The sequence below is a fragment of the Pseudonocardia sp. OZ21 genome, from assembly GCF_059359135.1.
Genome location: NZ_JCADBN010000017.1, coordinates 105,023 through 125,251 on the forward strand (window position 1 = coordinate 105,023; position 20,229 = coordinate 125,251).

Consider the following 20,229-nt stretch of genomic DNA (forward strand, 5'->3'; position numbering starts at 1 on the left):
CGAGTCGCCCGTTTCTGGTGCGCGAGTCGCCCCTCTACCGAGCCGTCAGTGGCTGGATCAGCCGGTTCATGCGCTGCGACGGCGTGACGCCGAGCTCGCGCTGCACCAGCCCGCGGTAGCGCTGGTAGTGCTTGAGCGCGCAGGCGCCGTTGCCCTCGGCGATGTAGACCTCGATCACGGCGCGGTGGGCGCTCTCCCGGACGGGCTCGACAGCGACCGCGGCCGAGGCCGCCTCCAGTGCGAGGAGGTACTGGCCCGTCGCCATCAACTGCTGGGCGAGGCTCTCCAGGGTGTGCGTCCGTACCTGGTCCCAGCGCTCGCGCTCGAGGCGGAGCCACTCATCGGACCAGTCCGGTAGCAGCTCGCGCGACAGCGCCGCGATGATCGTCTCGGCCTCGTCGGAGAGGGCGCCGAGGCCGCCGCCGTCACCGATGTGCCGGATCTTCTCCAGGATCGAGCGCAGGTCCACCTCGATGCCCGGCTCCAGCCGCAGCCGGGCCCCGGTGGACTCGATGGCCACGACGTCGCCGATCCGGCTCGCCTTCCACAACGCCGAGCGGAGATTGGCCGGCGCGCGGTTGCGGAGACTGTCGGGCCAGAGTCGTTCGGCCGCGGTGGACCGGTGTATCCAGCCGTCCTGGAGGGCGAGCAGCGCCAGCAGTCGCTGGGCGCCGAGCGGAAGGTTCAGGCGTGCGTGGTCACGGCCGATCTCCAATCCTCCGAGCAGGGAGAGCCGCAATGCGTTGTCCTGCAAACTTGCCCCCTTGAGCGGGTCTTTCGTGAGCCCCCGACCCGAACCCGTTCGATCCTGCCCAATTGATGTCGGGAGCACATCCACCACACGGTGACCGAGTCGTCACCGCATAGCCCACGCGGCCCACCCCCAACGGACGCTGTTGCGTCTCCGAGTCATCTCTGAACCGCCTACGGCCCAGGTCAGAGGGTGGGAGCGCGATGGGTGGGGCGGATGGCGCCCCGCCCCCGGGCGCGACCAGGTGAATGGGCCGGCGACGTTCTGTGCACACCGGCACCACCTGCGCGGAACGCGGCTCGCCGACGCTCTCCGCAGTGAACAGCTGAAGGTAGTGGCGCCAATGGTGATCATTCGCCGCCGGCCCCGTGCCAGGTCGGCACACACCCGGAGAAGGGATCAACGAATGACCAGGCGTGCTCTTCTGGTGGGGATCAACAACTATCCGGATCCACGCAACAATCTCAACTCCTGCGTGGAGGACACGCTGGCGTTCCGGTCGTTGCTGCTGCAGACGTACGGGTTCGACTCGGCAGCGGTCCAGCTCCTGCACAACCAGGACGCGACGTTGGCGAAGGTCCGGGCGGGGCTCGACGCCCTGTTCGCGGACGTGCAGGCCGGGGACCAGATCGTGTTCTTCCAGTCGTCCCACGGCTACCGCTACCCCGAGGGCAACACGATGGTCGAGGTCCTGTGCCTCTACGACGGGTTCCTCAAGGACACCGAGTTCGCCGGACGCACGCAGACCCTGCCACCGGACGTCCTGACGGTGGTGCTCGACTCCTGCCACTCCGGGGGCATGAACAAGCTCTTCTTCCCGGCAGGCGACGTCCAGGTGGCGCGGGCCAAGGTGTGGCAGCCCAGCGCCGAGGAGGCGGAGCGGGACGCCCAGCTCTACGCCCAGGTCACCAACTTCAAGTTCTTCGGCCGCCGCTCCACGGCCGACAGCGGAGCGGTCGCGAAGAACCTCCTGCTCGACCCGGTCGGGGTCGCTCCGAGGAAGGACATCGGCCAGGGCGCGGTCGACCTCAACGGTGCGATGTTCGCCGCCTGTCTCGCCGACCAGACCGCCGCCGCGGGCAGCGCGCCGACGCAGAACCTGTCCGCCTTCACCTACGGGCTGGTGCAGGAGCTGAACCCGGCGATCTCGCTCGCCGAGCTCAACCTTCGGGTCGGAGCCCGCCTGGCGCGACTCAACATGAGCCAGACGCCCACCGTGGAGGCGCCTGCGCTGCACCCGGAGCTACTGACCGAAACCTTCATCACGATGCAGCAGCCCACGGGGCCGCCGACCGACGGCAACGCGGGCCCTGTCGCGCCGGTCGTGAACGGCTTCGACCCGGACGCGTGGCTCCGCGCCCAGCTCGGCATCCCCGCCTGACCCCCGACGACCCACCGATCTCGTCTCGCAGGCCGGCGCCGGTCCGGCCGGATCTCACAGGAGGAACCATGACCGCGGTACTCGACCCGAAGTTGGAGCAGGTCAAGAAGCAGATCGAGGGCGCATTCGCCGGCGCCCCCCTACCGGGGAAGGACTACGCGCCGGGCATCGCCGTGCACGACGCCTCGTCGATGGCCTGCGCGATGCTCGCCGCGTACCACACGGCCGCGGAAGTGAACCCGGCGAAGGCGTTCCGGAGCAAGGCGTTCACGCCGCACGTCCGTCTGGCCGACCCGGCGCAGCTGCAGGACAAGGCCTGGTGGAACACCGTGCTCGACGTCATCCAGACCGTCGCGCCGGTCGTCATCAACGCGGTGAACAAGGACTACACGGCCCAGCCGCCGCAGCTGGCGAGCATCATCCAGGCGTTGCCCGCGGAGCGGCGCAACGACCCGGGCTTCGTGGACTACGCCACCTCGGTCCTGCTCAACCTCGGACAGGCGACCGTGCAGGCCATGTCGGGTCAGAAGGACTTCCGCGACCCGAACACGCAGATCCCGATCCCGCAGCCGCCGCCGGGGATGGACAAGGGCTGGTTCGACGACGTCTGCGATTTCGTCAGCGACGCGGCCCCGATCGCGCTGCCGATCATCATGAGCCTCCTCTAGCTGCGCCTGTGCCGGAGAGCCCGCCCCCCACACCCGCCGGTTCGAGCACCGGTCCGGACCCCGATCCGGTGCTCGAATCGGCGGCCCGGGCCCTGGCCGGTCTCGTCCAGCCGGACCTGACGGCGTTCCCCGAGCCACGGGTGTGGGTGGCGATGACCTCCGTGCTCGGGGACGGCGGGCAGGCGGGCGAGGGACTGGGGCGGCTGCGCGCCCGGATCCACGAGCTGAGCGGGGCGATGACGAGGCTCGAGGACGCCGACATGACGGAGTTCGGCTTTCGGAGCAAGGAGTTCGGAGCGATCTACCAGCGGTTGGTGGGGCTGTTCACCGCGCGGTTGCTGATCATCGGCCGGGGGAGTCCGCAGTTCCTCTTCGTCCCTCCACGGACCGACCAGTGACGGGTGAGTCAGATGAGCGCGCGTACGTATCGGGGTGCCTCCGCGGGTCCGGGCGCCGGTCGGTGCTGGTCGGCGAGCCCTCTCCTGGTCGACGACGACGTCCCCGGCGAGATCGTGCGCGACGTCGTCGAGACCCGTTCCTCGGACGAGGGTGAGCTGCTGGGAGTGCTGGTCGAGCTCAACCTGACCGCCGGAGCAGTGCCGGACGAGACGCTGGAACGGTTCCTGGTCCGGCACGCCGAGGTGCTGGACGCGCCCTCGTCGGCACGGCCCACCCCGCGCCCCGTCGCCGCCGCGTACGTCCGGTGCCTGCTCACCCGCACCGAGATCCGGAACCTCCTGCGCGTCGACGACTCCCGGACGCCACGCACGATCTTCCGAATCTGGCCCGACTACGTGATGCACGCGCAGATGGACCGTTCGATCAGCACGATCAAGGCCGACGCCGCGGCGCGGACGTACGGCACGACGGGGGCGGGCATCGTCTGGGCGGTGCTCGACAGCGGCGTGGACGCCGAGCATCCGCACTTCTCGTGCGGGACACTCACCGACCCCTCGGTGCGGGACCTGCACCGGGACTTCACATGGCTCGTCCGCGACGATCCGTCCCCGCCCGCGGCGGCCCCCGGAACGGCGCTGATCGACGAGCACGGCCACGGCACGCACGTCGCGGGCATCATCGCCGGCGCTGCACCCCCGGATCGGCCGCCCCACCTGGCTGTGCTGGCGCCCACGACGGGTGACGACGGCGACCTGCCGCGGTGGACCGTCCGGGGGCTCGAGCCGGGCCGCGCCGTCAGCGGGATGGCGCCGCTCGCCCGCCTGGTCAGCCTGAAGGTCCTCGACAGCGCGGGCGGCGCTGCGCGGACCACGTCCAGCGCGGTGATCGAGGCGCTCGAGTACGTGCGCACGGTGAACGCGGGCGGCCGGCTGCTGCGGATCCACGGCGTGAACCTCAGCATCGGCTGCCCGTGGTTCTTCCGCGACTACGCCGCCGGCCAGAGCCCCCTGTGCCGCGAGCTGGACCTGCTGGTCGGTACGGGTGTGGTGGCAGTCGTCAGCGCCGGCAACGGCGGGTACGGAAGCGAGCGGGGCGGCGGGCCGCACGGGGTGCTGTCGAGCATCACCGATCCCGGCAACGCCGACCGCGTGATCACGGTCGGCGCCACGCACCGGGACAAGCCCCATACGTACGGGGTGTCCTACCTGTCCTCGAAGGGCCCCACGCTGGACGGCCGCCTCAAGCCCGACGTGCTGGCGCCGGGGGAGCGGATCACCTCGTGCGCCAGCGGCCGGTTCCGGGCGGCCATCCCGGCACTGCCCGCCGGTCGGGATACGGCCTGCTACGCGGAGGACAGCGGTACCTCCATGGCTGCACCGCACGTGTCGGGTGCCATCGCCGCCCTGCTGTCGGTGCGTCCCGAGTTCGTCGGCCGGCCCGACGACGTCAAGGAGCTCATCACGACCAGCGCGATCTCGCTGGGCCGCGACCGGTTCTTCGAGGGGCACGGGCTCGTCGACCTCATGGGTGCGCTCGCGCGGATCTGACCCGGATCCGAGACAAGATCTGAAAGGACACGCAGATGGCCAGTCCGATCGGCGGTTGCCGGCACTGGGAGATCAGGTTCGAGAAGGACGGCCGTGCGCTCACCGACGACGGCCTCGCCGCCGAGATCGGTCCGGGGCCGGTCACCGACGTGGTGGTGTTCAGCCACGGGTGGAACACCTCGGAGAGCAGTGCCCGGGACCTCGGCAACGGCCTGTTCGAGATGGCCGTCGCCGAGCTCGCACCCTCGCGGCGGCTCTCCACCGGCCTCGTCACGGTCCTGTGGCCGTCGCTGCTCTTCCCCGAGGACGAGCCTGCCGCCGACGGTCCTGTCATCACGAACCCTGGAGACGCGCAGGGCGCCGAGGGCCCGCCGCCGATCCGCCCCCCGTCCGGCGAGCCGTCCACCGGGGCCGAACTCGCGGTCGCCCTGTCGCCCGCGTTCCCCGGCCGACACTCGGAGCTGGCCCGGATCGGGCAGCTCCTCGACGAGCGGCCGCAGGACGCCGGGCGGCTGGCGGAGCTGCACCGCCTGGCCACCGGGCTCGTCACCACCCCGAACGACGCGCCGGAGGACGCCGGGGAGGTAGCGGCATGCGGCGCGCCGACCTCGGTGGTGCTGGACGCCATGGCCGGGCTCGCCCCGCGCGCCGGGGACGCGCAGGGCCTCGGGGTGTTCGACACGCTCTGGGACGGCGCCCGGGAGCTGGTGCGCGTGCTCAGCTACTACGAGATGAAGAACCGCGCGGGAACGATCGGCCGGCGGGGCCTCGGCCCGCTTCTGGCCCGGCTGCAGGGGCTTCGGCCGGATCTCCGGGTGCACCTGGTCGGGCACAGCTTCGGCGCCCGGCTGGTGGCGTTCTCCCTGCTCGGGTTGCCTGCCGCGCCGGCGACTCCGGTTCGGTCGCTGCTACTCGTGCAGGGTGCGTTCAGCCACTTCTCCTTCGCCGATCCGATGCCGATCGACGGCGCCCGACGCGGTGCGCTGGCCGGCGTCGCCGATCGCGTGGACGGACCGCTGCTCGCCACCTTCACGGCAGCCGACCGCGCCGTCGGCTGGTGGTACCCGAACGCCAGCCGCCTCTCGCGGGAGGACGACCAGGCTGCCGACGTCCCCGGCTACCGGTGGGGCGGGATGGGATTCGACGCCTTCCAGCAGGCCCGTACCGTCGACCAGCGCCTCGAACCGCCCGGCACGCCCTACGGGTGGAAGGCCGGCACGTTCTACCGCCTTGACGCGACGCACGTCGTGAACCGGCAGCTGTCGTGGTTCGCAGGAGCCCACAGCGACATCCGCAAGCCCGAGATCGCCTGGGCCGCCGTCACCGCGGCCGGGCTCGCGGACGGCTGACCCGGGGCTGCTCCGTGCGGTGCGACACGGAGCAGCCGGGTGTTCAGGCCGGGACGATCAACCCGGCGGTCTGTGTGCGGGCCGCGTCGAAGCGGGCCTGGGCGTCCGCCCAGTTCACGACGTTCCACCAGGCCTTGACGTACTCCGGCTTCACGTTCTTGTACTGCAGGTAGAACGCGTGCTCCCACATGTCGAGCATGACCACGGGGATGAGCCCGATCGGCACGTTGCCCTGCTGGTCGTACAGCTGGACGATGTGCAGCCGGCTGCCGAGCGCGTCCCAGGCGAGGACGCCCCAGCCGGACCCCTGGATCGTGGTGGCCGTGGCGGTGAACTGGGCCTGGAACCCGTCGAACGAGCCGAACTGCTCGTCGATGGCGGCGGCCAGCACCCCGGTGGGCTTGCCGCCGCCGTCGGGGGACAGGTTGTGCCAGAAGACCGAGTGGTTGATGTGGCCGCCGAGGTTGAACGCGAGCGACTTCTCCAGCCCCACGATCGCGCCGAAGTCGCCGGACTCACGGGCCGCGGCGAGCTTCTCCAGGGTGTCGTTCAGCCCGTTGACGTAGGTCTGGTGGTGCTTGCTGTGGTGCAGCTCCATGATCTCGCCCGCGATGTGGGGCGCCAAGGCGCCGTAGTCGTAGGGGAGGTCGGGAAGCGTGTACTCGGCCATGGTTCTCCTCCGCTGATGATGTGCAGTCGCCAGTATCTTGCAACAGAGAGGTCCTGGTGGCAGTGTGAGGTTCTCCGTTCCGGTGGTCGTTCTGGCAGCTCGACATCGGGATCGGCCGCGGGGCCCGACGCCGGGTGTGTCGGGCCCCGCGAGTAGCCGTGACCCGATCTTTCTGTGCCGTTCATCCGATCGTGCGAGCATGATCCTCTTGTGGCGTTCCGTCGCATCTGTGGACGACAGGGGGAGGACCTCGCATGCCTCGCACTTCCGCTCCGGTCCGGCGGACAGTCCTCGTGGGGGCGAGCGTCGTGCTCGCCGTCACCCTGACCGCCGCCACCACCGGTGGGGGTGACGGCCCGGGGGACGGCACTGCCGGCCGGCCGGTCGCGGTCCAGCTGTTGGCGCTCAACGACTTCCACGGCAACCTCGAACCGCCGTCGGGATCCAGCGGGACGATCGCCGGGGCGCCCGCCGGTGGCGTCGAGTACCTCGCCACCCAGCTCGCGCAGCTCGCAGGCCAGGTGCAGCGGGAGAACACGATCACGGTGGCCGCGGGCGACCTGATCGGCGCGTCCCCTCTGCTGTCGGCCGCGTTCCACGACGAGCCGTCGATCGAGGCGCTCGGGCTGGCCGGGCTCGATCTCGCGAGCGTGGGCAACCACGAGTTCGACGAGGGTGCCGACGAGCTGCTGCGCATCCAGAACGGCGGCTGCCACGCCGACGGCTGCGCCGACCCGGACCAGCCCTACAAGGGCGCCGAGTTCCAGTACCTCTCGGCCAACGCGTTCGTCACCGACACCGGAGAGCCGCTGCTGGCGCCGTACGCGATCAAGGAGGTGGCGGGTGTGCGCATCGGGTTCATCGGGATGACCCTGGAGGGCACCCCCGACATCGTGACGCAGTCCGGCGTGGCCGGACTCGAGTTCCGCGACGAGATCGAGACGGGCAACCGGTACGCGGCCGAGCTGCAGAAGCAGGGCGTCGAGGCGATCGTGGTGCTCCTGCACGAGGGCGGCACACAGGCCGCGAACGCCGGGATCAACGACTGCACCGGCCTGCAGGGCCCGATCGTGCCCATCGCCGAGGGCTTCTCCCCGGCCGTCGACGTGGTCGTCAGCGGCCACACCCACCAGGCCTACAACTGCGTGATCGGCGGCAAGGTCGTCACCAGCGCCAGCTCGTTCGGCCGTCTGGTCACCGACATCGACCTGCAGATCGACCCCGCCACCGGCAACGTGCTCGCCGCGACGGCCACCAACGTCGTGGTCGGGCGCGACGTGGCAGCCGAGCCGGCCGAGACCGCGCTGATCGCGCGCTACCGCACGCTGCTCGGCCCGATCGCCTCGCGGCAGGTCGGCGAGACCACCGCAGCCGTCACCCGCGCCGCGGCGCCGTCCGGGGAGTCGTCGCTCGGCAACCTCATCGCCGACGCCCAGCTCGCCGCCACCGACCAGGAGCAGGGCGCGGTGGCCGCGTTCATGAACCCCGGAGGGGTACGCGCCGACCTGGACGCCGGCCCGGTCACCTACGAGGAAGCCTTCACCGTCCAGCCGTTCAACAACTACCTGACCACGGTGGACCTCACCGGGGCCCAGTTCGACTGCCTGCTGGAGCAGCAGTTCGTCGCCGGGCGCACGCTGCAGCCCTCGGCGTCGGTGGCGTACACGGTCGACCCGAACGGCGCGGTGGGCACCGCGGCCGACCCCTGCTCGGGCACCCGCGTCGGCGCCCTCGGCATCGGCGGCACGCCGGTCGACCCCGCGGCCACCTACCGGATCACCGTGAACAGCTTCCTCGCCGACGGCGGCGACGGCTTCTCGGTGCTCACCCAGGGCACGAACCGGGTGGTCGGCGGCCTCGACATCGACGGCTTCGCCGACTACCTCACCGAGGTGAGCCCGGTGGCGCCGCCCGCCACCGACCGGATCACGGTCGCCTGATGCCGGGGAGGCACCTCAGGTCGGGTACGACCCGCCGTCGAGAGCGATGACCTTGCTGGTCAGGTAGCCGTTGCGGAGCATGGCGAGCGAGAGGTCGGCCACCTCCTCGGTGGTGCCCAGGCGGCCGACCCGGATGTTCGGGGGCACCGGGTCGTCCGGCCCGAACGGCAGCATCCGCGTGCCGGCGATCAGGGCCGGGGCGATCGCGTTGACGGTCACCCCGGAACCGGCGACGCGCGCCGCGAGATGGTGGGTGAGGCCGTGCAGCGCCGCCTTGCTCGCGGCGTAGTGCGGCCCGATCACCCCGCCGGTCAGTGCGGCCACCGAGGAGAACAGCAGGATCCGGCCGAACCCGCGCTCGATCATCCGGGGCAGCACCCGCTGGGCGAGGAAGAACGGCGCCCGGACGTTGACGGTCATGGTCTCGTCCCACAGCGGGCCGTCGACGTCCTCCACGACGTCTGGGTGCCGGCCCCTGCCGCGGCGACCAGTACGTCGACGCCGCCCAGCCGTTCGGTGGCCGCGTCGACGACTCGGGCAGGTGCGTCGGGGTCGGCGAAGTCGGCTTGCACCACCTCGGTACGGCGGCCGATCGTGCGCGCGTGGTCCGCCGCCTCCTCGGCCTCCGCGGCGTGTCCGCTGTAGGTGAGCAGGAGATCGGTGCCGCTCTCGGCGAGCCGCCGGGCGAGCTCCTGGCCGATGCCGCCGGACGCTCCGGTGACCACGGCCACGCGGTCGCGCAGAACCGTGTCGATGCCGCTGTCGGCCACGTGCTTCCTCCCGGGTCGTCCTGTCGAGCCACCGGACCTCGACGGTACGACGTGCGATCGGGCTGCGCGACGGCACCGCCATGCGCACGGTGATCCTCCCGCAGGCCGTCCGGCTGGTGGTCCCCACGCTGGTCACCCAGCTCGTCGCGCTGCTGAAGGACTCCACGCTCGGCTACGTCGTCAGCTACCCGGAGCTGATGAAGCAGGGCAACAACCTCACCGTCTACACCCACCTGCTGATCCAGACCTACCTCATCGTCGCCGCGATCTACGTCGTGGTGAACGTGGCCCTGTCGCGGCTGGCCGTGTGGCTGGAACGCAGGCTCGGCACCCGGGTGCGCCGCAACGCCGCCCGCGCCGAACCCGCCGGAGCCGCGCCGCCGACGATGGCGTGACCGCCGGGCGCGTTGCAGCAAAGCCACGTTCATGCCAGCAGGTTGCGTGAAAGTGGCTTTGCTGCAACTGCTGCGGCGGCTGATGCGCCACGGTCCCGCCGGACCGAAGTCCAGCGGGACCGTGACTGGCCGCTCGGCTCCCGGGGGGATTGGCGCCGAGCGGTTCTCTCAGGGCTCGCGGGACGGCGTCGAACCGTTAACCGCGCCCTGCGGGAACCCTGGACAGTTGTCAGGCTTCCCGGTCGGCGCCGCAGCGACGACGTCAGGGGCAGAGGGGGTGCTCGCCGGAGTGGCAGAGCCGATCGACGTCGTCGGTCCGCCGGCCGGACCGACGCCCCGATAGGGCTCTGACCAGCAGCTTCACTGGCGGAGTGATCGACCTGGGTTCGGCGAGCAGCGTGGCCGCCGGTCCGGGAGGTGAGGACGTCGGCTCTGTCGGAGTCCCCGTTCTTCCGGCCCGGACGATCCGTTCGGCGGGGAGACCATGTTCACCCGGATGGGGCTCGGCGCTGCGCGGCGTCCGGAGGCCACCGATGCCGTCGACAGATGCAATGCCCGGTGCTCATCAGCTCGTGCGGCGCCGGTTCTTCTCTGCCGAGCACATGTGGGTTTCACTGATCATGTTGCTGACGCCTCGACGAGGAGGGGGTCCGGATGCTGGCCGTGGATCTGATGCGCCGGGGGGCGGCGCGGCACCGGGGCCGCACCGCGGTGATCTCCGGAGCGGAGTCGCTGACCTTCGCGGAGGTCGACGCCGCTGCCAACCGGCTCGCCCACGTGCTGACGGGTCTCGGGGCCGGCCGGGGCGCGCGGATCGGGTTGCTGGTCGACAACGGTCTGTGGTCGGTGCCGATCGACTTCGCGTGTGCCAAGGCCGGTGCTGTCCGCGTACCGCTCAACTCGCGGCTCGCCGTCGATGAGCAGGCCCGGATGCTCGCGGCCACCGACGTGCGGCTGCTCGTGCACAGCGCCGCGCTGGCGGAGCGGGCGGGCGAGCTGGCGGCGGGGCTCGACGGGCTCCGGCTGGCGAGCCTGGGGCCGGCCGGCGCCGTCGACGCTCCCGATCTGCTCGTCGAGATGGAGTCCGCCTCGGCCGCCGACCCGGTGTTGCCCGCCGCGCCCGCCGACCCCCTCCTGGTGATCTACACCTCCGGCACGACGGGCGTGCTCAAAGCCGTGGTGCACACCCAGGGCAGCTTCGCCGCGATCACGGCCAACATCCTGGCCAACCTCGTCTCGCCCGGGCCCGGCTCGGTGATGCTGCACGCGGCGTCGCTGATCCACGCGAGCGGCACGTTCGTGCTCCCGTACTGGGTCCGGGGCGGCACCGCCGCCGTGCTGCCCGGCTTCGACCCGGCCGCCTACCTCGACGCCCTCGCCGCGCACCGGGCCACCGAGATCAACCTGGTGCCGACGATGCTCGGGATGCTCGTGGCGTCGGGCGCCGCCGAACGTGCTGACGTCTCCAGCCTGCGCACCGCCCTGTACGGGGCGAGTCCGATGCCCGGGCCGCTGCTGGAGCAGGTGCTCGACCTGTGGGGGCCGCGCCTCGTGCAGTACTACGGCCAGACCGAGGCGCCGCTCGCGATCACGGTGCTCGACGCGCTGGACCACACCGATCCGATGCTGCGGGGCAGCTGCGGGCAGCCGTCGGTGGATGCCGAGGTGCGGGTGACCGCCCCCGATGGCACCCCGCTCGCCGTGGGTGACGTCGGTGAGCTGCGGCTGCGCGCGCCCTTCGCGATGGCCGGCTACCACGACGCGCCGGAGCTGACGGCCGAGACCGTCACCCCGGACGGCTGGGTACGCACCCGTGACCTCGGGTTCATCGACGATCGCGGCTACGTGACCCTGGTGGACCGCACCAGCGACATGATCATCACCGGCGGGTACAACGTATACCCGCGGGAGGTCGAGGACGCGCTGCTGGCGCACCCGGCCGTTGCTGCCGCCGCCGTGGTGGGCGCACCGGACGACACCTGGGTCGAGGCGGTCACGGCGTTCGTCACGCTCCGGCCTGGTGCGCCACCGCCCCCGCCCGACGAGCTGCGGGCCGTGGTCCGGTCCCGGCTCGCCGGGTACAAGGTGCCGAAACAGGTGCACGTCGTCGACTCGCTCCCGGTGTCGCCGGTGGGCAAGGTGCTGCGCCGGGCGCTGCGCGACCCGCTCTGGGGGCGGTCGTGACCGCGGTCCGGGTGGAGCGCGACGGGCCGGTCACCACGGTGTTCCTGCACCGTCCCGGCCGGCGCAACGCCGTGGACGGCGCCACCGCCGCCGCGCTGGCCGACGCGTTCCGCGCGTTCGACGCCGACGACGGGGCCGCGGTCGCCGTGCTGCACGGAGAGGGCGGCGTCTTCTGTGCGGGTGCGGACCTGACCGCCGTGGGCACCGAGCGCGGCAACCGCGTCGCCCCCGACGGTGACGGCCCGATGGGCCCGACCCGGATGCGGCTGTCGAAGCCGGTGATCGCCGCGGTGTCCGGCCACGCCGTCGCCGGCGGGCTGGAGCTGGCTCTGTGGTGCGACCTTCGGGTCGCCGACGAGACCGCCGTGTTCGGTGTCTTCTGCCGCCGCTGGGGCGTCCCGCTGATCGACGGTGGCACGGTGCGGCTGCCCCGGTTGATCGGCGCCGGCCGCGCGATGGACCTGATCCTCACCGGGCGGCCGGTCGACGCGGCGGAGGCGTTGGCGATCGGGCTGGCCAACCGGGTCGTGCCGGCCGGGGAGGCCCTCGCCGCCGCCCGGGAGCTCGCCGCGCAGCTGGCGGGTCTCCCGCAGACCTGCCTGCGGCACGACCGGCTGTCGGTGCTGGATCAGGAGGGGCTGCCGGAGGCCGATGCGCTGGACGTGGAGTTCGCGCACGGGCAGGTGTCGCTCGCGGCCGACGCGCTGGCCGGAGCCGCCCGGTTCACGAACGGAGCGGGCCGCCACGGCACGTGAGGCGACCGCCCCAGGTTCAGGAAAGCCACTTTCCGGAACTCTCAGGGCAGGAAAGTGGCTTTCCTGAACTCGACGGGGGCTCGCAAGCCCGACGGGGTGGACCCGCACGGGCACCGGACAAAACGGACCAGCCGCCACGTACGATCGGATCATGACCCGCCGCGCGACCGCGCCCGTCCTGACCGCCCTGATCGCGCTCGTCCTCGTCGCCGGATGCGGGGGCACCGGCTCGCAGACCGACTGCGGGCTCGACGGCTGCACCGTCACCTTCCCGCGCGACGGTGCCGTCGCCGTGTCGGTGCTGGGCATCGAGGCCAGGGTCGTCGGTGTCGAGGGTGGCACGGCGCAGCTGGAGGTCGCCGGGCAGCAGATCTCCGTGCCGGTGGGCGGGGAGACCCAGGCCCAGGGCTTCACGGTCGGTGTGGAGCGGGTCACCGACGCCGAGGTCGTGGTGCGCGTACGGCCCTGAGCGGGGCTCAGCCGAGCGCGGCGTCCAACAGCTGCTCGATCGGCAGCGTGCGGGCGGCCGGGTCCTTGGCCCGGTCGTCCCACCGTCGCAGGTGCATCGCGTCGGCGGCCAGCCGGTGGCGCAGGAAACGCTCCACCTCGCCCCCGCTCGCGGGCCCGCCCTGCTCGGCGAGTGTGCGCACCGAGGTGGGAGAGAGCAGGGCGAGGTAGGCGGGGTCGGTGGCCACCAGCGCCCGCTTGGCCAGCACGTGCGACCCCACCAGCCAGCCGGCCTCGGCGCCCAGCAGGCCGGTGACGTACGCGGCGCCCGCCCGCTCGTGCGGGGCGTGTGGCAACGTGGCCTCCACGTGCGGCAGCCTGCCCACGTCGTGCAGCAGCGCGGCGGCCACCAGTGCGGGACGGCTGCCCGCTGCCACGGCGAGGGTGCCGGCCTGCAGGGCGTGGGCGAGCTGGTCGACGTCCTCGCCGTCGTAGGGCAGGTCGGCCATCGCCAGCAGATCGCTGCGCATGGTGTCGCGGGTGGTCATGGAAAGCGTCCTTCCTCGGGAACTGGTGGTCAGAACCGGTCGCGCCGCCAGATCGCCAGCAGCTCGACCAGCATCACGGTGGCGAAGATCATGATCAGGATCGTCGGCGCGGGCGGGCAGCAGTGGCGGGAAGTCCAGCGGCAGCGTCCGGTGGACGAACGCCACCGCCTGGTGCGAGCCGTCGACGAACGTCGCGACGTTGATGCGTAGCTCGGTGAACGACCACAGCGCCGCGGCCAGCAGCACGAGCAGCACGAGCGACGCGGCCGCCGTCCCCGCCGACGGCCGCGTCGCGAGCCGCACGCGCGTCGGCGGGCGGGGCGCCGGAGCCGACGGCGCGCGGACGGCCATCAGCCTGCGGTCGCCAGCAGCGCGCTCGCGTCGGCACCGACGCGCGAGTACACGGCCATCACCTGGTCGCGGTCCAGGCCCGCGGTCGGCAGGTCGAGCACGGTGCGACCGGTCCGCAGGCCGATGATCCGGTCGCCCCAGCCGAGGGCGAGATCCACCTGGTGCAGGCTGCACACCACCGTGAGCGAGTTCTCCCGGCTGATCGTCTTCAGCAGGGTCATCACCTGCGCCGACGACTCGGGGTCCAGCGACGCCACCGGCTCGTCGGCCAGCAGCACCTCGGGCCGCTGCATCAGGGCGCGGGCCACCGCCACCCGCTGCTGCTGCCCGCCGGACAGGGTGTCCGCCCGCTGGAACGCCCGGTCGGCCAGCCCCACCCGGTCGAGGTGTTCCAGCGCCTCGCGGCGCAGCGCCCTCGGGTAGGTCGACAGGCCGAGGCGGGGCCCACGGAGGCGACCGAGGGCACCGGTGCACACGTTCTCGAGGACCGTGCGGCTGCCCACCAGGTCGAACTGCTGGAAGACGAAGCCGATGCGGCGGCGCAGCGCCCGCAGCGCACCCCCGCGTGCCGACTCGACGTCCACGCCGAGCACCCGCACGCTGCCCGAGGTGGGCAGGTGCAGGCCGTCGACGTGGCGCAGCAGGGTCGACTTCCCCGAGCCCGACAGGCCGAGCAGGACGACGACCTCACCCGCGTGCACCGTCAGGGAGACGTCGTCGAGACCGAGCACGTCCGGACCGAACTGTTTCGTGACCCCGGCGAACTCGACCACCGGCGGGGTGGCTGCGTGTCGCGTGCTGCCGTTGGTCCTCCCCCTGACCGTCACGACGCGGAGGTGCAGTTCTTGTTCTTGGTCTCGTCACAGACCTTGCGGATCGGGTCGTAGAACGCGTTGTTCACCGGCGCGTACCCCCAGTAGCCGCCGTCGCCGACCGTGCAGGCGCCGGAGCAGTAGCCGTTCGCCTTGAGGTAGTCGGTGTTGGTGGTGATCTGCGCGCCGACCGGAGTGATCGCGGAGCCCTTGGACTGGGCGAGGGAGAGGCGGAGGCGGCGCTCTCGCCGCGGGCGGCGAGTGCGGTCGTGAGGAGCACAGCAGCCACGGCGGGGAGCACGCGGCGGAGAGTGCGGTTCATGGCAGGTCGGGTCTCCCTGTCCAGGGGCGCGATACGTCGGACCGTCCGGCTTCCGACATCACAACTCAGGCTCCGAGACAGCGATGCTGACGGCCGGTCCCCCGGGTGGCGGCAGGCTGAACGCGCAGCAACGGTTCCCCAGTCATGGCCGCTCAACTCCCGGCTGATCCCGTTTGCCCACCTGGTCGTGACAACAGCCGTCGGGGTTCACCCAGCGACCTTCTGCCGTTCGCGTCGGTGGAGTTGTCCGGACAAGTCGGCGGGGCAGCGTCAGGTCGCGGAACGTCACCTCGGAAGGGACGTGAACGTGGGTACGACCATCACCTCGCGCGGAACGCGCTACCTGGACATCGCCGAGCAGCTCGCCACCGAGCTGGCCGACCTGCCGACAGGAGCGCGCGTCGCCGGGGAGCACGACATCACCCTGAGGTTCGGCGTCGGCAGAGCGGCGGCACGTGCGGCACTGCAGGAACTGGAGCGCCGGCTGCTGGTGCGCCGGATCCAGGGCGCCGGCACCTTCGTCAACCGGCGGATCGACTACGTCATCTCCCACGACCGGCGCCCGTCATGGCACGAGACGGTCGCCGCCGCGGGGGCACAGCCCCGCACGGTGGTTCTCGGCGTCGACGTGGTGGCCCTGCCGGAGGAGCCGGCGGCTCTGCTCGACCTGCCGCCCGGCACGCCTGCGCACCGGTTGCGCCGGCAGTCCTACATCGACGACCTGCTGGCCGCCACGTCGCACGAGTGGATCCCGGTGGCGACCGTTCCGGAGCTGGGTGCGGCGTTGCACGCGGCCGAGTCCGTCGACCTGGTCCTGCGCCAGGTCGGCCGGGTCCAGCCGGTGCGGTCGTGGAGCCGGGTGAGCCTCGACGTGCCACCCGTCGACGTGATCGTGGGCCTGCGGATGGAGTCGACGGCACCTGTGTGGCTCGTGGAGAGCCTCAGCCGGGACGGCGAGACCGGCCTCCCGGTGATGTGCAGCAGTTCATGGATGCGCGCGGACGCACTCCGCGTGGTCGTGGAGCTCGGGGAAGGACGGGGATGAGTCACGCCGGTACCGCGGTGCGGTGGACGCTCGGGGCGCCCCCGCTCGACTACGTGCTCGGCCACGTCCGGGCCGTGCTGCCGGACCGGGTCGTCGACGACGCCCGGGTCGCCGTCCGCGACGGCAGGATCGCCGAGGTCGGGCCGCATCCGCCCGGGTCGGAGGCCGATGTGGACGGGGCCGGCCTGCTGTGCGTGCCCGGCGTGGTGGACGTGCACTCCGACGGACTCGAGCGGGAGGTGCTGCCCCGGCCGGGCGCGCGGCTGCCGTGGGAATTCGCGATCCTGTCCTTCGAGGGCAAGCTGCGCGCCGCGGGGGTCACCACGGTGTTCCACGGCGCGTCGTTCGAGGAGGGCACCTCACCGTCCACCGTCCGCACGGTCGCGACCACGCGTGAGCTGTGCGCCGCCGTCGCGGAGCGCGGGGTCGCGGCCGTCGACCACCGCATCCTGCACCGCCTCGACGTCCGCTCCCCGGAAGGGCTGGCCGCGCTGCAGGAGCGGCTCGCCGGGGCGTCCCCGGGTGACGTGCCCGCGCTGGTCTCCCACGAGGACCACACCCCGGGGCAGGGGCAGTACGTCGACCGCACCCACTACGAGCGGTACGTGGCGGGCACCCGCGGCCTGTCCGACGGTGAGGCGAGGGAGCACGTCGACCGGCTGATCGTCGAGCGTGACGACCGGCTGCCGATCCGCGCGGAGGCCCTCGACTGGCTCGGTGGGCTCGCGCGGTCGGGGGCGATCCGGCTGCTCGGGCACGACCCCGCGACTGCCGCCGAGATCGACGGCCTGGTGGCGAGGGGCGGGGCGGTCGCCGAGTTCCCGACCACCCTGGAGGCCGCGGCGGCGGCACGGGAGCGGGGCCTGCCAGTGGTGGCCGGGGCGCCCAACGTCCTGCGTGGCCGGTCGCACGCCGGCAACGTGTCGGGGGGTGAGCTCGCGGCCCGCGGCCTGCTCACCGCGCTGGCATCGGACTACCTCCCGTCCGGTCTCGTCCCGGCCGCGTTCCTGCTCGCCGCCCGCGGCGTGGTGTCGCTGCCTGCCGCGGTGGCGCTGGTGACGGCGGGGCCCGCGGAGGTGGCGGGGCTCGACGACCGCGGCCGGCTCGGCGCCGGGACACGGGCCGACCTCGTGCTGGTCGAGTCGGGAGAACCGTGGCCGGTTGTCCGGTCGGTGCTGCGCGCGGAGACGCCCTAGCCACCGCGCACACCTCGTGGCCACCGTGCACACGTCCTGACGTGTGCACGGTGGCCGTCCGGTGTGCGCGGTCGCCCTAGGATCCCCGGGTGCCCTCGATCACGCGACCACGCCCGCAGGGGCCCGGCCGTCGCGCTGCCGTCGGGGCCCAGGTGCTGGCCGCCACGGAGAAGCTGCTCGTCGAGGGTGCCCCGTTCACCGAGCTCGGCGTGTAGCGCATCGCCACCGAGGCCGGCATCGCCCGCTCGACGTTCTACCTCTACTTCCGCGACAAGACGGAGCTGCTGGTGCGGCTCGCGGGGTCACTCAAGGAGCAGCTGTTCGACCTCGGGGAGGACTGGCGCCCGATGGGGCCGGGCGGCGGCCCGGACGAGCTCACGGCGCTGTACGAGCGCATGATCCGCTACCACCGCGACCACGGCGCGGTGCTCGCCGCGATCAGCGAGACGGCCGCCTACGACACGGTCGTGCGGGACTACTGGACCGAGGAGATCGACCGGTTCTCCAAGCGGGCGGTGGCTCACCTGCAGGAGGAGCGGGAGGCGGGCCGGCTGGCGCCGGACGTCGACCCGGTGGTCGCGGGCTGGACCCTCTCGGTGGGCGGTGCGCAGGTGGTCTCCCGGCACGTCGCGGGCGGAGATCCGAGCACCGACGCGGTGATCGCTCGGGAGCTCGCCCTCTCCCAGTGGTACGGGGTCTTCCGCCGCCCGTCGGGCTGACCACGGAGAACCGCCCGCACAACGGGCGACTCGCGGGGTTGGGACGGGCGACTCGCGGGGCTGGAACGGGCGACTCGCGGGGTTGGGACGGGCGACTCGCGGGGGGCGGGGGCGGGTCAGGCGGCGTCTGTCCGGGAGCGGAGGTCCGCGACCCGCTGTTCCACCTCGGCGGCGGAGAGGGTGCCGCGACGGACCGCGCCGACGGGCACGGCGGCGGCCACCACGGAGTCGGCGAACAGGTCGATCCGGCTGACGGTCTGTGCGTCGAGCGCCCGCTCCTCGCCTGTCGGGACGAGCGCGTCGGACACGTACGACGTGGCCCCACCGGTCCACACCGGGACGCCGGCCACCGCGCCTGCGCTCACGAGGTGGGTGTGGCCGGCGAGCACGATGCGCACGTCGGTGCCGGAGATGACCGCGCCCAGCGTGGTGCGGCGCTGCAGTTCGATGGCCGCGGTCAGCCGCGACGGTGACGGCAGCGGCGGATGGTGCAGCGCCAGCACGGTGCCTGCCGGCGCCGGCTCGGTCAGCTCGCCCTCCAGCCAGGCGAGCTGGTCAGGGGTGAGCTCGCCGTGGGCGTGTCCGGGCACGGTGCTGTCGAGCACGATGATCCGCAGGCCGCCGATCCGGGTGACGTGGTCGAGCGGGGCCGTGTCGGCCGGTCCGCCGGTGGGGCGGATGCCCAGCAGGTGCGTCCGCAGCGCGGCGCGGTCGTCGTGGTTGCCCATGACGAACAGGGCGGGCGCACCGAGGCGTGCGGCCACCGGCTCGACGAGCTCCCGCAGCCGCTCGTACGCGGCGGGCTCGCCCTCGTCGGTGAGGTCGCCGGTGAACAGCAGCGCGGTCGGTGCCACCCCCGACTCCTCCACGGCGGCCAGGGCGCGGGCGAGCGCTGCGGCCGGGTCGATGGCGTGGCGGACGCCGTCGGCCACGAGATGCAGGTCGGTGAACTGGATCAGCGTGTGCTCGGGCGCCGGCGTCACGGCGTCGATCCTCGGCCGCGGTGACGAGCGGGGACAAGCGACTCCGGATGAACTCCCGGCGTCCGCCGCGTGCCCCGCGACAGGCGCGCAGTGACCGCACACATCCGGTGGCCACGGCGCACACCGCAGGACGTGTGTGCGGTGGCCACGGGGTGTGTGCCGTCGGGGCTAGCGCTCCGCTTCCGCCCAGCGCTCGACGAGCACCTCGTCACCCACCGAGAGCTTGCCCGGCCGCAGCACGGCGAACTTCGCGCCGAAGGTCACCCCGCCGCCCTCGGCGCGGCGGTAGCCGGCGAGCGTGCGCAGCGGCTCCGGGCCCACCGGGGTGCCGGTCTCCTGGTCCACCGTCGTGACGGCGCACCGGACGGCGAGCTTGGCGTAGCCGAGCAGCGCGTCGCCGATCGCCACCTGCCGGGCCTGGTCCTCGGTGTGCGGCTCGTCCCATCCGTCGACCACGATGTTGGGCCGGAACCTGTTCATCGGCACCGGCTCCCCGCCCTGCTCGACGAGCCGCGCGTGCAGCAGGTCAAACGACGCGAGGCTGGTCATGAGCAGGGCTGAGCTGTCGGCGTAGCCCGCGGTGCCCGGGGTCTCCCCGCCGGTGACGCGGCCGTGCTCGGGCGGCACCCGCACCAGCCGGCTCGGGGCACCGAGCACCGCCGTCACCCACTCGGCAGCTCGCTCGCCCTGGTCGATGCCCGTGTACGGCACGCCGAACAGCTCGACGGCGGTGCGCGGCCCGTCGGTGCGCACCTCGACGGGCAGCGCGTCGATGCCGGGGCCGCTGAGCGTGAGCAGGTCGACGTCGCCGTCGACCTCCGGCCGGATCTGCGCAAGGCGCGGTTCCCGGCGCTGCGAGCGGAAGACGCCCTGAGCGTCGACGATCATGAAGGACCGATCGTGGGCGATCCCCGCGGCGGTCAGGACGGACTCGTGCGCCGCCGTGCCGGCACAGCCCTTGATCGGATAATGCAGCAGCGACGCGACCCTGGCCACC

The 20,229-nt window shown here is 72.6% G+C and carries 22 protein-coding genes and 1 pseudogene; 15 read left to right on the top strand and 8 right to left on the bottom strand.

Features of this window, described 5'->3' with window-relative positions:
* Positions 1–34: 34 nt before the first annotated feature.
* Positions 35–754 (bottom strand): AfsR/SARP family transcriptional regulator, encoded by a 720-nt coding sequence (locus AC5L35_RS30610; RefSeq protein ID WP_495063202.1) that lies wholly within the window; start codon positions 752–754, stop codon positions 35–37.
* Positions 755–1,157: 403 nt separating this feature from the next.
* Here AC5L35_RS30610 and AC5L35_RS30615 point away from each other — a divergent pair, with 403 nt between their 5' ends.
* The 5 genes from AC5L35_RS30615 (at position 1,158) to AC5L35_RS30635 (ending at position 6,095) form a co-directional block, all read left to right on the top strand.
* A complete protein-coding gene (locus tag AC5L35_RS30615) occupies positions 1,158–2,132 on the top strand; it encodes a caspase family protein (protein ID WP_495063203.1) in 975 nt (324 codons plus the stop codon).
* Positions 2,133–2,200: 68 nt separating this feature from the next.
* On the top strand, positions 2,201–2,800 hold the full coding sequence (locus AC5L35_RS30620) for a hypothetical protein (protein WP_495063204.1): 600 nt from the start codon (positions 2,201–2,203) through the stop codon (positions 2,798–2,800).
* Positions 2,801–2,868: 68 nt separating this feature from the next.
* Positions 2,869–3,198, top strand: a complete 330-nt coding sequence (locus AC5L35_RS30625; RefSeq protein ID WP_495063205.1) for a hypothetical protein — start codon at positions 2,869–2,871, stop codon at positions 3,196–3,198.
* Between the two features lie 12 nt (positions 3,199–3,210).
* Positions 3,211–4,746 carry a S8 family peptidase gene (locus tag AC5L35_RS30630; RefSeq protein WP_495063206.1) on the top strand — a complete coding sequence of 512 codons (1,536 nt, stop codon included), beginning with the start codon at positions 3,211–3,213 and terminating at the stop codon, positions 4,744–4,746.
* 35 nt (positions 4,747–4,781) lie between these two features.
* A complete protein-coding gene (locus AC5L35_RS30635) occupies positions 4,782–6,095 on the top strand; it encodes a hypothetical protein (RefSeq protein WP_495063207.1) in 1,314 nt (437 codons plus the stop codon).
* Positions 6,096–6,138: 43 nt separating this feature from the next.
* Here the strand turns inward: AC5L35_RS30635 and AC5L35_RS30640 are convergent, their stop codons facing one another.
* Positions 6,139–6,765: a superoxide dismutase gene (locus AC5L35_RS30640; RefSeq protein ID WP_495063208.1), complete on the bottom strand. Its 627-nt coding sequence runs from the start codon at positions 6,763–6,765 to the stop codon at positions 6,139–6,141.
* A gap of 254 nt (positions 6,766–7,019) precedes the next feature.
* Between AC5L35_RS30640 and AC5L35_RS30645 the strand changes: the two genes are divergently transcribed.
* The gene (locus AC5L35_RS30645; protein WP_495063209.1) at positions 7,020–8,705 is read left to right on the top strand and encodes a bifunctional metallophosphatase/5'-nucleotidase; all 1,686 of its coding nucleotides are present in this window, start codon (positions 7,020–7,022) and stop codon (positions 8,703–8,705) included.
* Positions 8,706–8,720: 15 nt separating this feature from the next.
* On the opposite strand, the gene AC5L35_RS30650 is transcribed toward AC5L35_RS30645, so the two are convergent.
* Positions 8,721–9,161, bottom strand: coding sequence for an SDR family NAD(P)-dependent oxidoreductase (locus AC5L35_RS30650; protein WP_495063210.1), 441 nt, complete (start codon positions 9,159–9,161; stop codon positions 8,721–8,723).
* Positions 9,122–9,475, bottom strand: coding sequence for an SDR family NAD(P)-dependent oxidoreductase (locus AC5L35_RS30655; protein ID WP_495063211.1), 354 nt, complete (start codon positions 9,473–9,475; stop codon positions 9,122–9,124). Before AC5L35_RS30655 ends, AC5L35_RS30650 begins: the two co-directional genes overlap by 40 nt.
* 56 nt (positions 9,476–9,531) lie before the next feature.
* Here AC5L35_RS30655 and AC5L35_RS30660 point away from each other — a divergent pair, with 56 nt between their 5' ends.
* The 4 genes from AC5L35_RS30660 (at position 9,532) to AC5L35_RS30675 (ending at position 13,278) form a co-directional block, all read left to right on the top strand.
* Positions 9,532–9,870: an ABC transporter permease subunit gene (locus AC5L35_RS30660; protein WP_495063255.1), complete on the top strand. Its 339-nt coding sequence runs from the start codon at positions 9,532–9,534 to the stop codon at positions 9,868–9,870.
* Between the two features lie 654 nt (positions 9,871–10,524).
* Positions 10,525–12,054, top strand: a complete 1,530-nt coding sequence (locus tag AC5L35_RS30665) for an AMP-binding protein (RefSeq protein WP_495063212.1) — start codon at positions 10,525–10,527, stop codon at positions 12,052–12,054.
* Positions 12,051–12,809, top strand: a complete 759-nt coding sequence (locus AC5L35_RS30670) for a crotonase/enoyl-CoA hydratase family protein (RefSeq protein ID WP_495063213.1) — start codon at positions 12,051–12,053, stop codon at positions 12,807–12,809. The genes AC5L35_RS30665 and AC5L35_RS30670 overlap by 4 nt, the downstream gene beginning before the upstream one ends.
* A 151-nt stretch (positions 12,810–12,960) precedes the next feature.
* The gene (locus AC5L35_RS30675; RefSeq protein ID WP_495063214.1) at positions 12,961–13,278 is read left to right on the top strand and encodes a hypothetical protein; all 318 of its coding nucleotides are present in this window, start codon (positions 12,961–12,963) and stop codon (positions 13,276–13,278) included.
* A 7-nt stretch (positions 13,279–13,285) separates the two neighbouring features.
* On the opposite strand, the gene AC5L35_RS30680 is transcribed toward AC5L35_RS30675, so the two are convergent.
* Together AC5L35_RS30680 and phnC are read right to left on the bottom strand one after the other, a co-directional pair.
* On the bottom strand, positions 13,286–14,155 hold the full coding sequence (locus tag AC5L35_RS30680; protein WP_495063215.1) for an HD domain-containing protein: 870 nt from the start codon (positions 14,153–14,155) through the stop codon (positions 13,286–13,288).
* Entirely contained in the window at positions 14,155–14,982 is an 828-nt protein-coding gene (gene phnC, locus AC5L35_RS30685) for a phosphonate ABC transporter ATP-binding protein (RefSeq protein ID WP_495063216.1), read from the bottom strand. Before phnC ends, AC5L35_RS30680 begins: the two co-directional genes overlap by 1 nt.
* Positions 14,983–15,596: 614 nt before the next feature.
* On the opposite strand from phnC, the gene AC5L35_RS30690 reads away from it, so the two are divergent.
* The 5 genes and pseudogenes from AC5L35_RS30690 (at position 15,597) to AC5L35_RS30710 (ending at position 18,249) form a co-directional block, all read left to right on the top strand.
* Complete coding sequence (locus AC5L35_RS30690) at positions 15,597–16,334, top strand: GntR family transcriptional regulator (protein WP_495063217.1); 738 nt, start codon at positions 15,597–15,599, stop codon at positions 16,332–16,334.
* Complete coding sequence (locus AC5L35_RS30695; protein ID WP_495063218.1) at positions 16,331–17,530, top strand: alpha-D-ribose 1-methylphosphonate 5-triphosphate diphosphatase; 1,200 nt, start codon at positions 16,331–16,333, stop codon at positions 17,528–17,530. Before AC5L35_RS30690 ends, AC5L35_RS30695 begins: the two co-directional genes overlap by 4 nt.
* 89 nt (positions 17,531–17,619) lie before the next feature.
* Positions 17,620–17,745 carry a hypothetical protein gene (locus AC5L35_RS30700; protein ID WP_495063219.1) on the top strand — a complete coding sequence of 42 codons (126 nt, stop codon included), beginning with the start codon at positions 17,620–17,622 and terminating at the stop codon, positions 17,743–17,745.
* A gap of 3 nt (positions 17,746–17,748) precedes the next feature.
* Positions 17,749–17,811: pseudogene (locus AC5L35_RS30705) on the top strand (TetR family transcriptional regulator); the annotation flags it as partial.
* A gap of 6 nt (positions 17,812–17,817) precedes the next feature.
* The gene (locus AC5L35_RS30710; protein ID WP_495063220.1) at positions 17,818–18,249 is read left to right on the top strand and encodes a hypothetical protein; all 432 of its coding nucleotides are present in this window, start codon (positions 17,818–17,820) and stop codon (positions 18,247–18,249) included.
* A gap of 116 nt (positions 18,250–18,365) precedes the next feature.
* Here the strand turns inward: AC5L35_RS30710 and AC5L35_RS30715 are convergent, their stop codons facing one another.
* Entirely contained in the window at positions 18,366–19,232 is an 867-nt protein-coding gene (locus tag AC5L35_RS30715) for a metallophosphoesterase (protein WP_495063221.1), read from the bottom strand.
* A gap of 168 nt (positions 19,233–19,400) precedes the next feature.
* On the bottom strand, positions 19,401–20,228 hold the full coding sequence (locus AC5L35_RS30720; RefSeq protein WP_495063222.1) for an MOSC domain-containing protein: 828 nt from the start codon (positions 20,226–20,228) through the stop codon (positions 19,401–19,403).
* Position 20,229 lies beyond the last annotated feature (1 nt).

Excerpts from the sequence above, each read along its gene's own strand:
- AC5L35_RS30665 (WP_495063212.1), top strand. The coding sequence starts at position 10,525 with ATGCTGGCCGTGGATCTGATGCGCCGGGGGGCGGCGCGGCACCGGGGC.
- AC5L35_RS30680 (WP_495063215.1), bottom strand. The coding sequence starts at position 14,155 with ATGGCCGTCCGCGCGCCGTCGGCTCCGGCGCCCCGCCCGCCGACGCGC.
- AC5L35_RS30635 (WP_495063207.1), top strand. The coding sequence starts at position 4,782 with ATGGCCAGTCCGATCGGCGGTTGCCGGCACTGGGAGATCAGGTTCGAG.
- AC5L35_RS30645 (WP_495063209.1), top strand. The coding sequence starts at position 7,020 with ATGCCTCGCACTTCCGCTCCGGTCCGGCGGACAGTCCTCGTGGGGGCG.
- AC5L35_RS30615 (WP_495063203.1), top strand. The coding sequence starts at position 1,158 with ATGACCAGGCGTGCTCTTCTGGTGGGGATCAACAACTATCCGGATCCA.
- AC5L35_RS30620 (WP_495063204.1), top strand. The coding sequence starts at position 2,201 with ATGACCGCGGTACTCGACCCGAAGTTGGAGCAGGTCAAGAAGCAGATC.
- AC5L35_RS30695 (WP_495063218.1), top strand. The coding sequence starts at position 16,331 with ATGAGTCACGCCGGTACCGCGGTGCGGTGGACGCTCGGGGCGCCCCCG.
- AC5L35_RS30675 (WP_495063214.1), top strand. The coding sequence starts at position 12,961 with ATGACCCGCCGCGCGACCGCGCCCGTCCTGACCGCCCTGATCGCGCTC.
- AC5L35_RS30630 (WP_495063206.1), top strand. The coding sequence starts at position 3,211 with ATGAGCGCGCGTACGTATCGGGGTGCCTCCGCGGGTCCGGGCGCCGGT.
- AC5L35_RS30640 (WP_495063208.1), bottom strand. The coding sequence starts at position 6,765 with ATGGCCGAGTACACGCTTCCCGACCTCCCCTACGACTACGGCGCCTTG.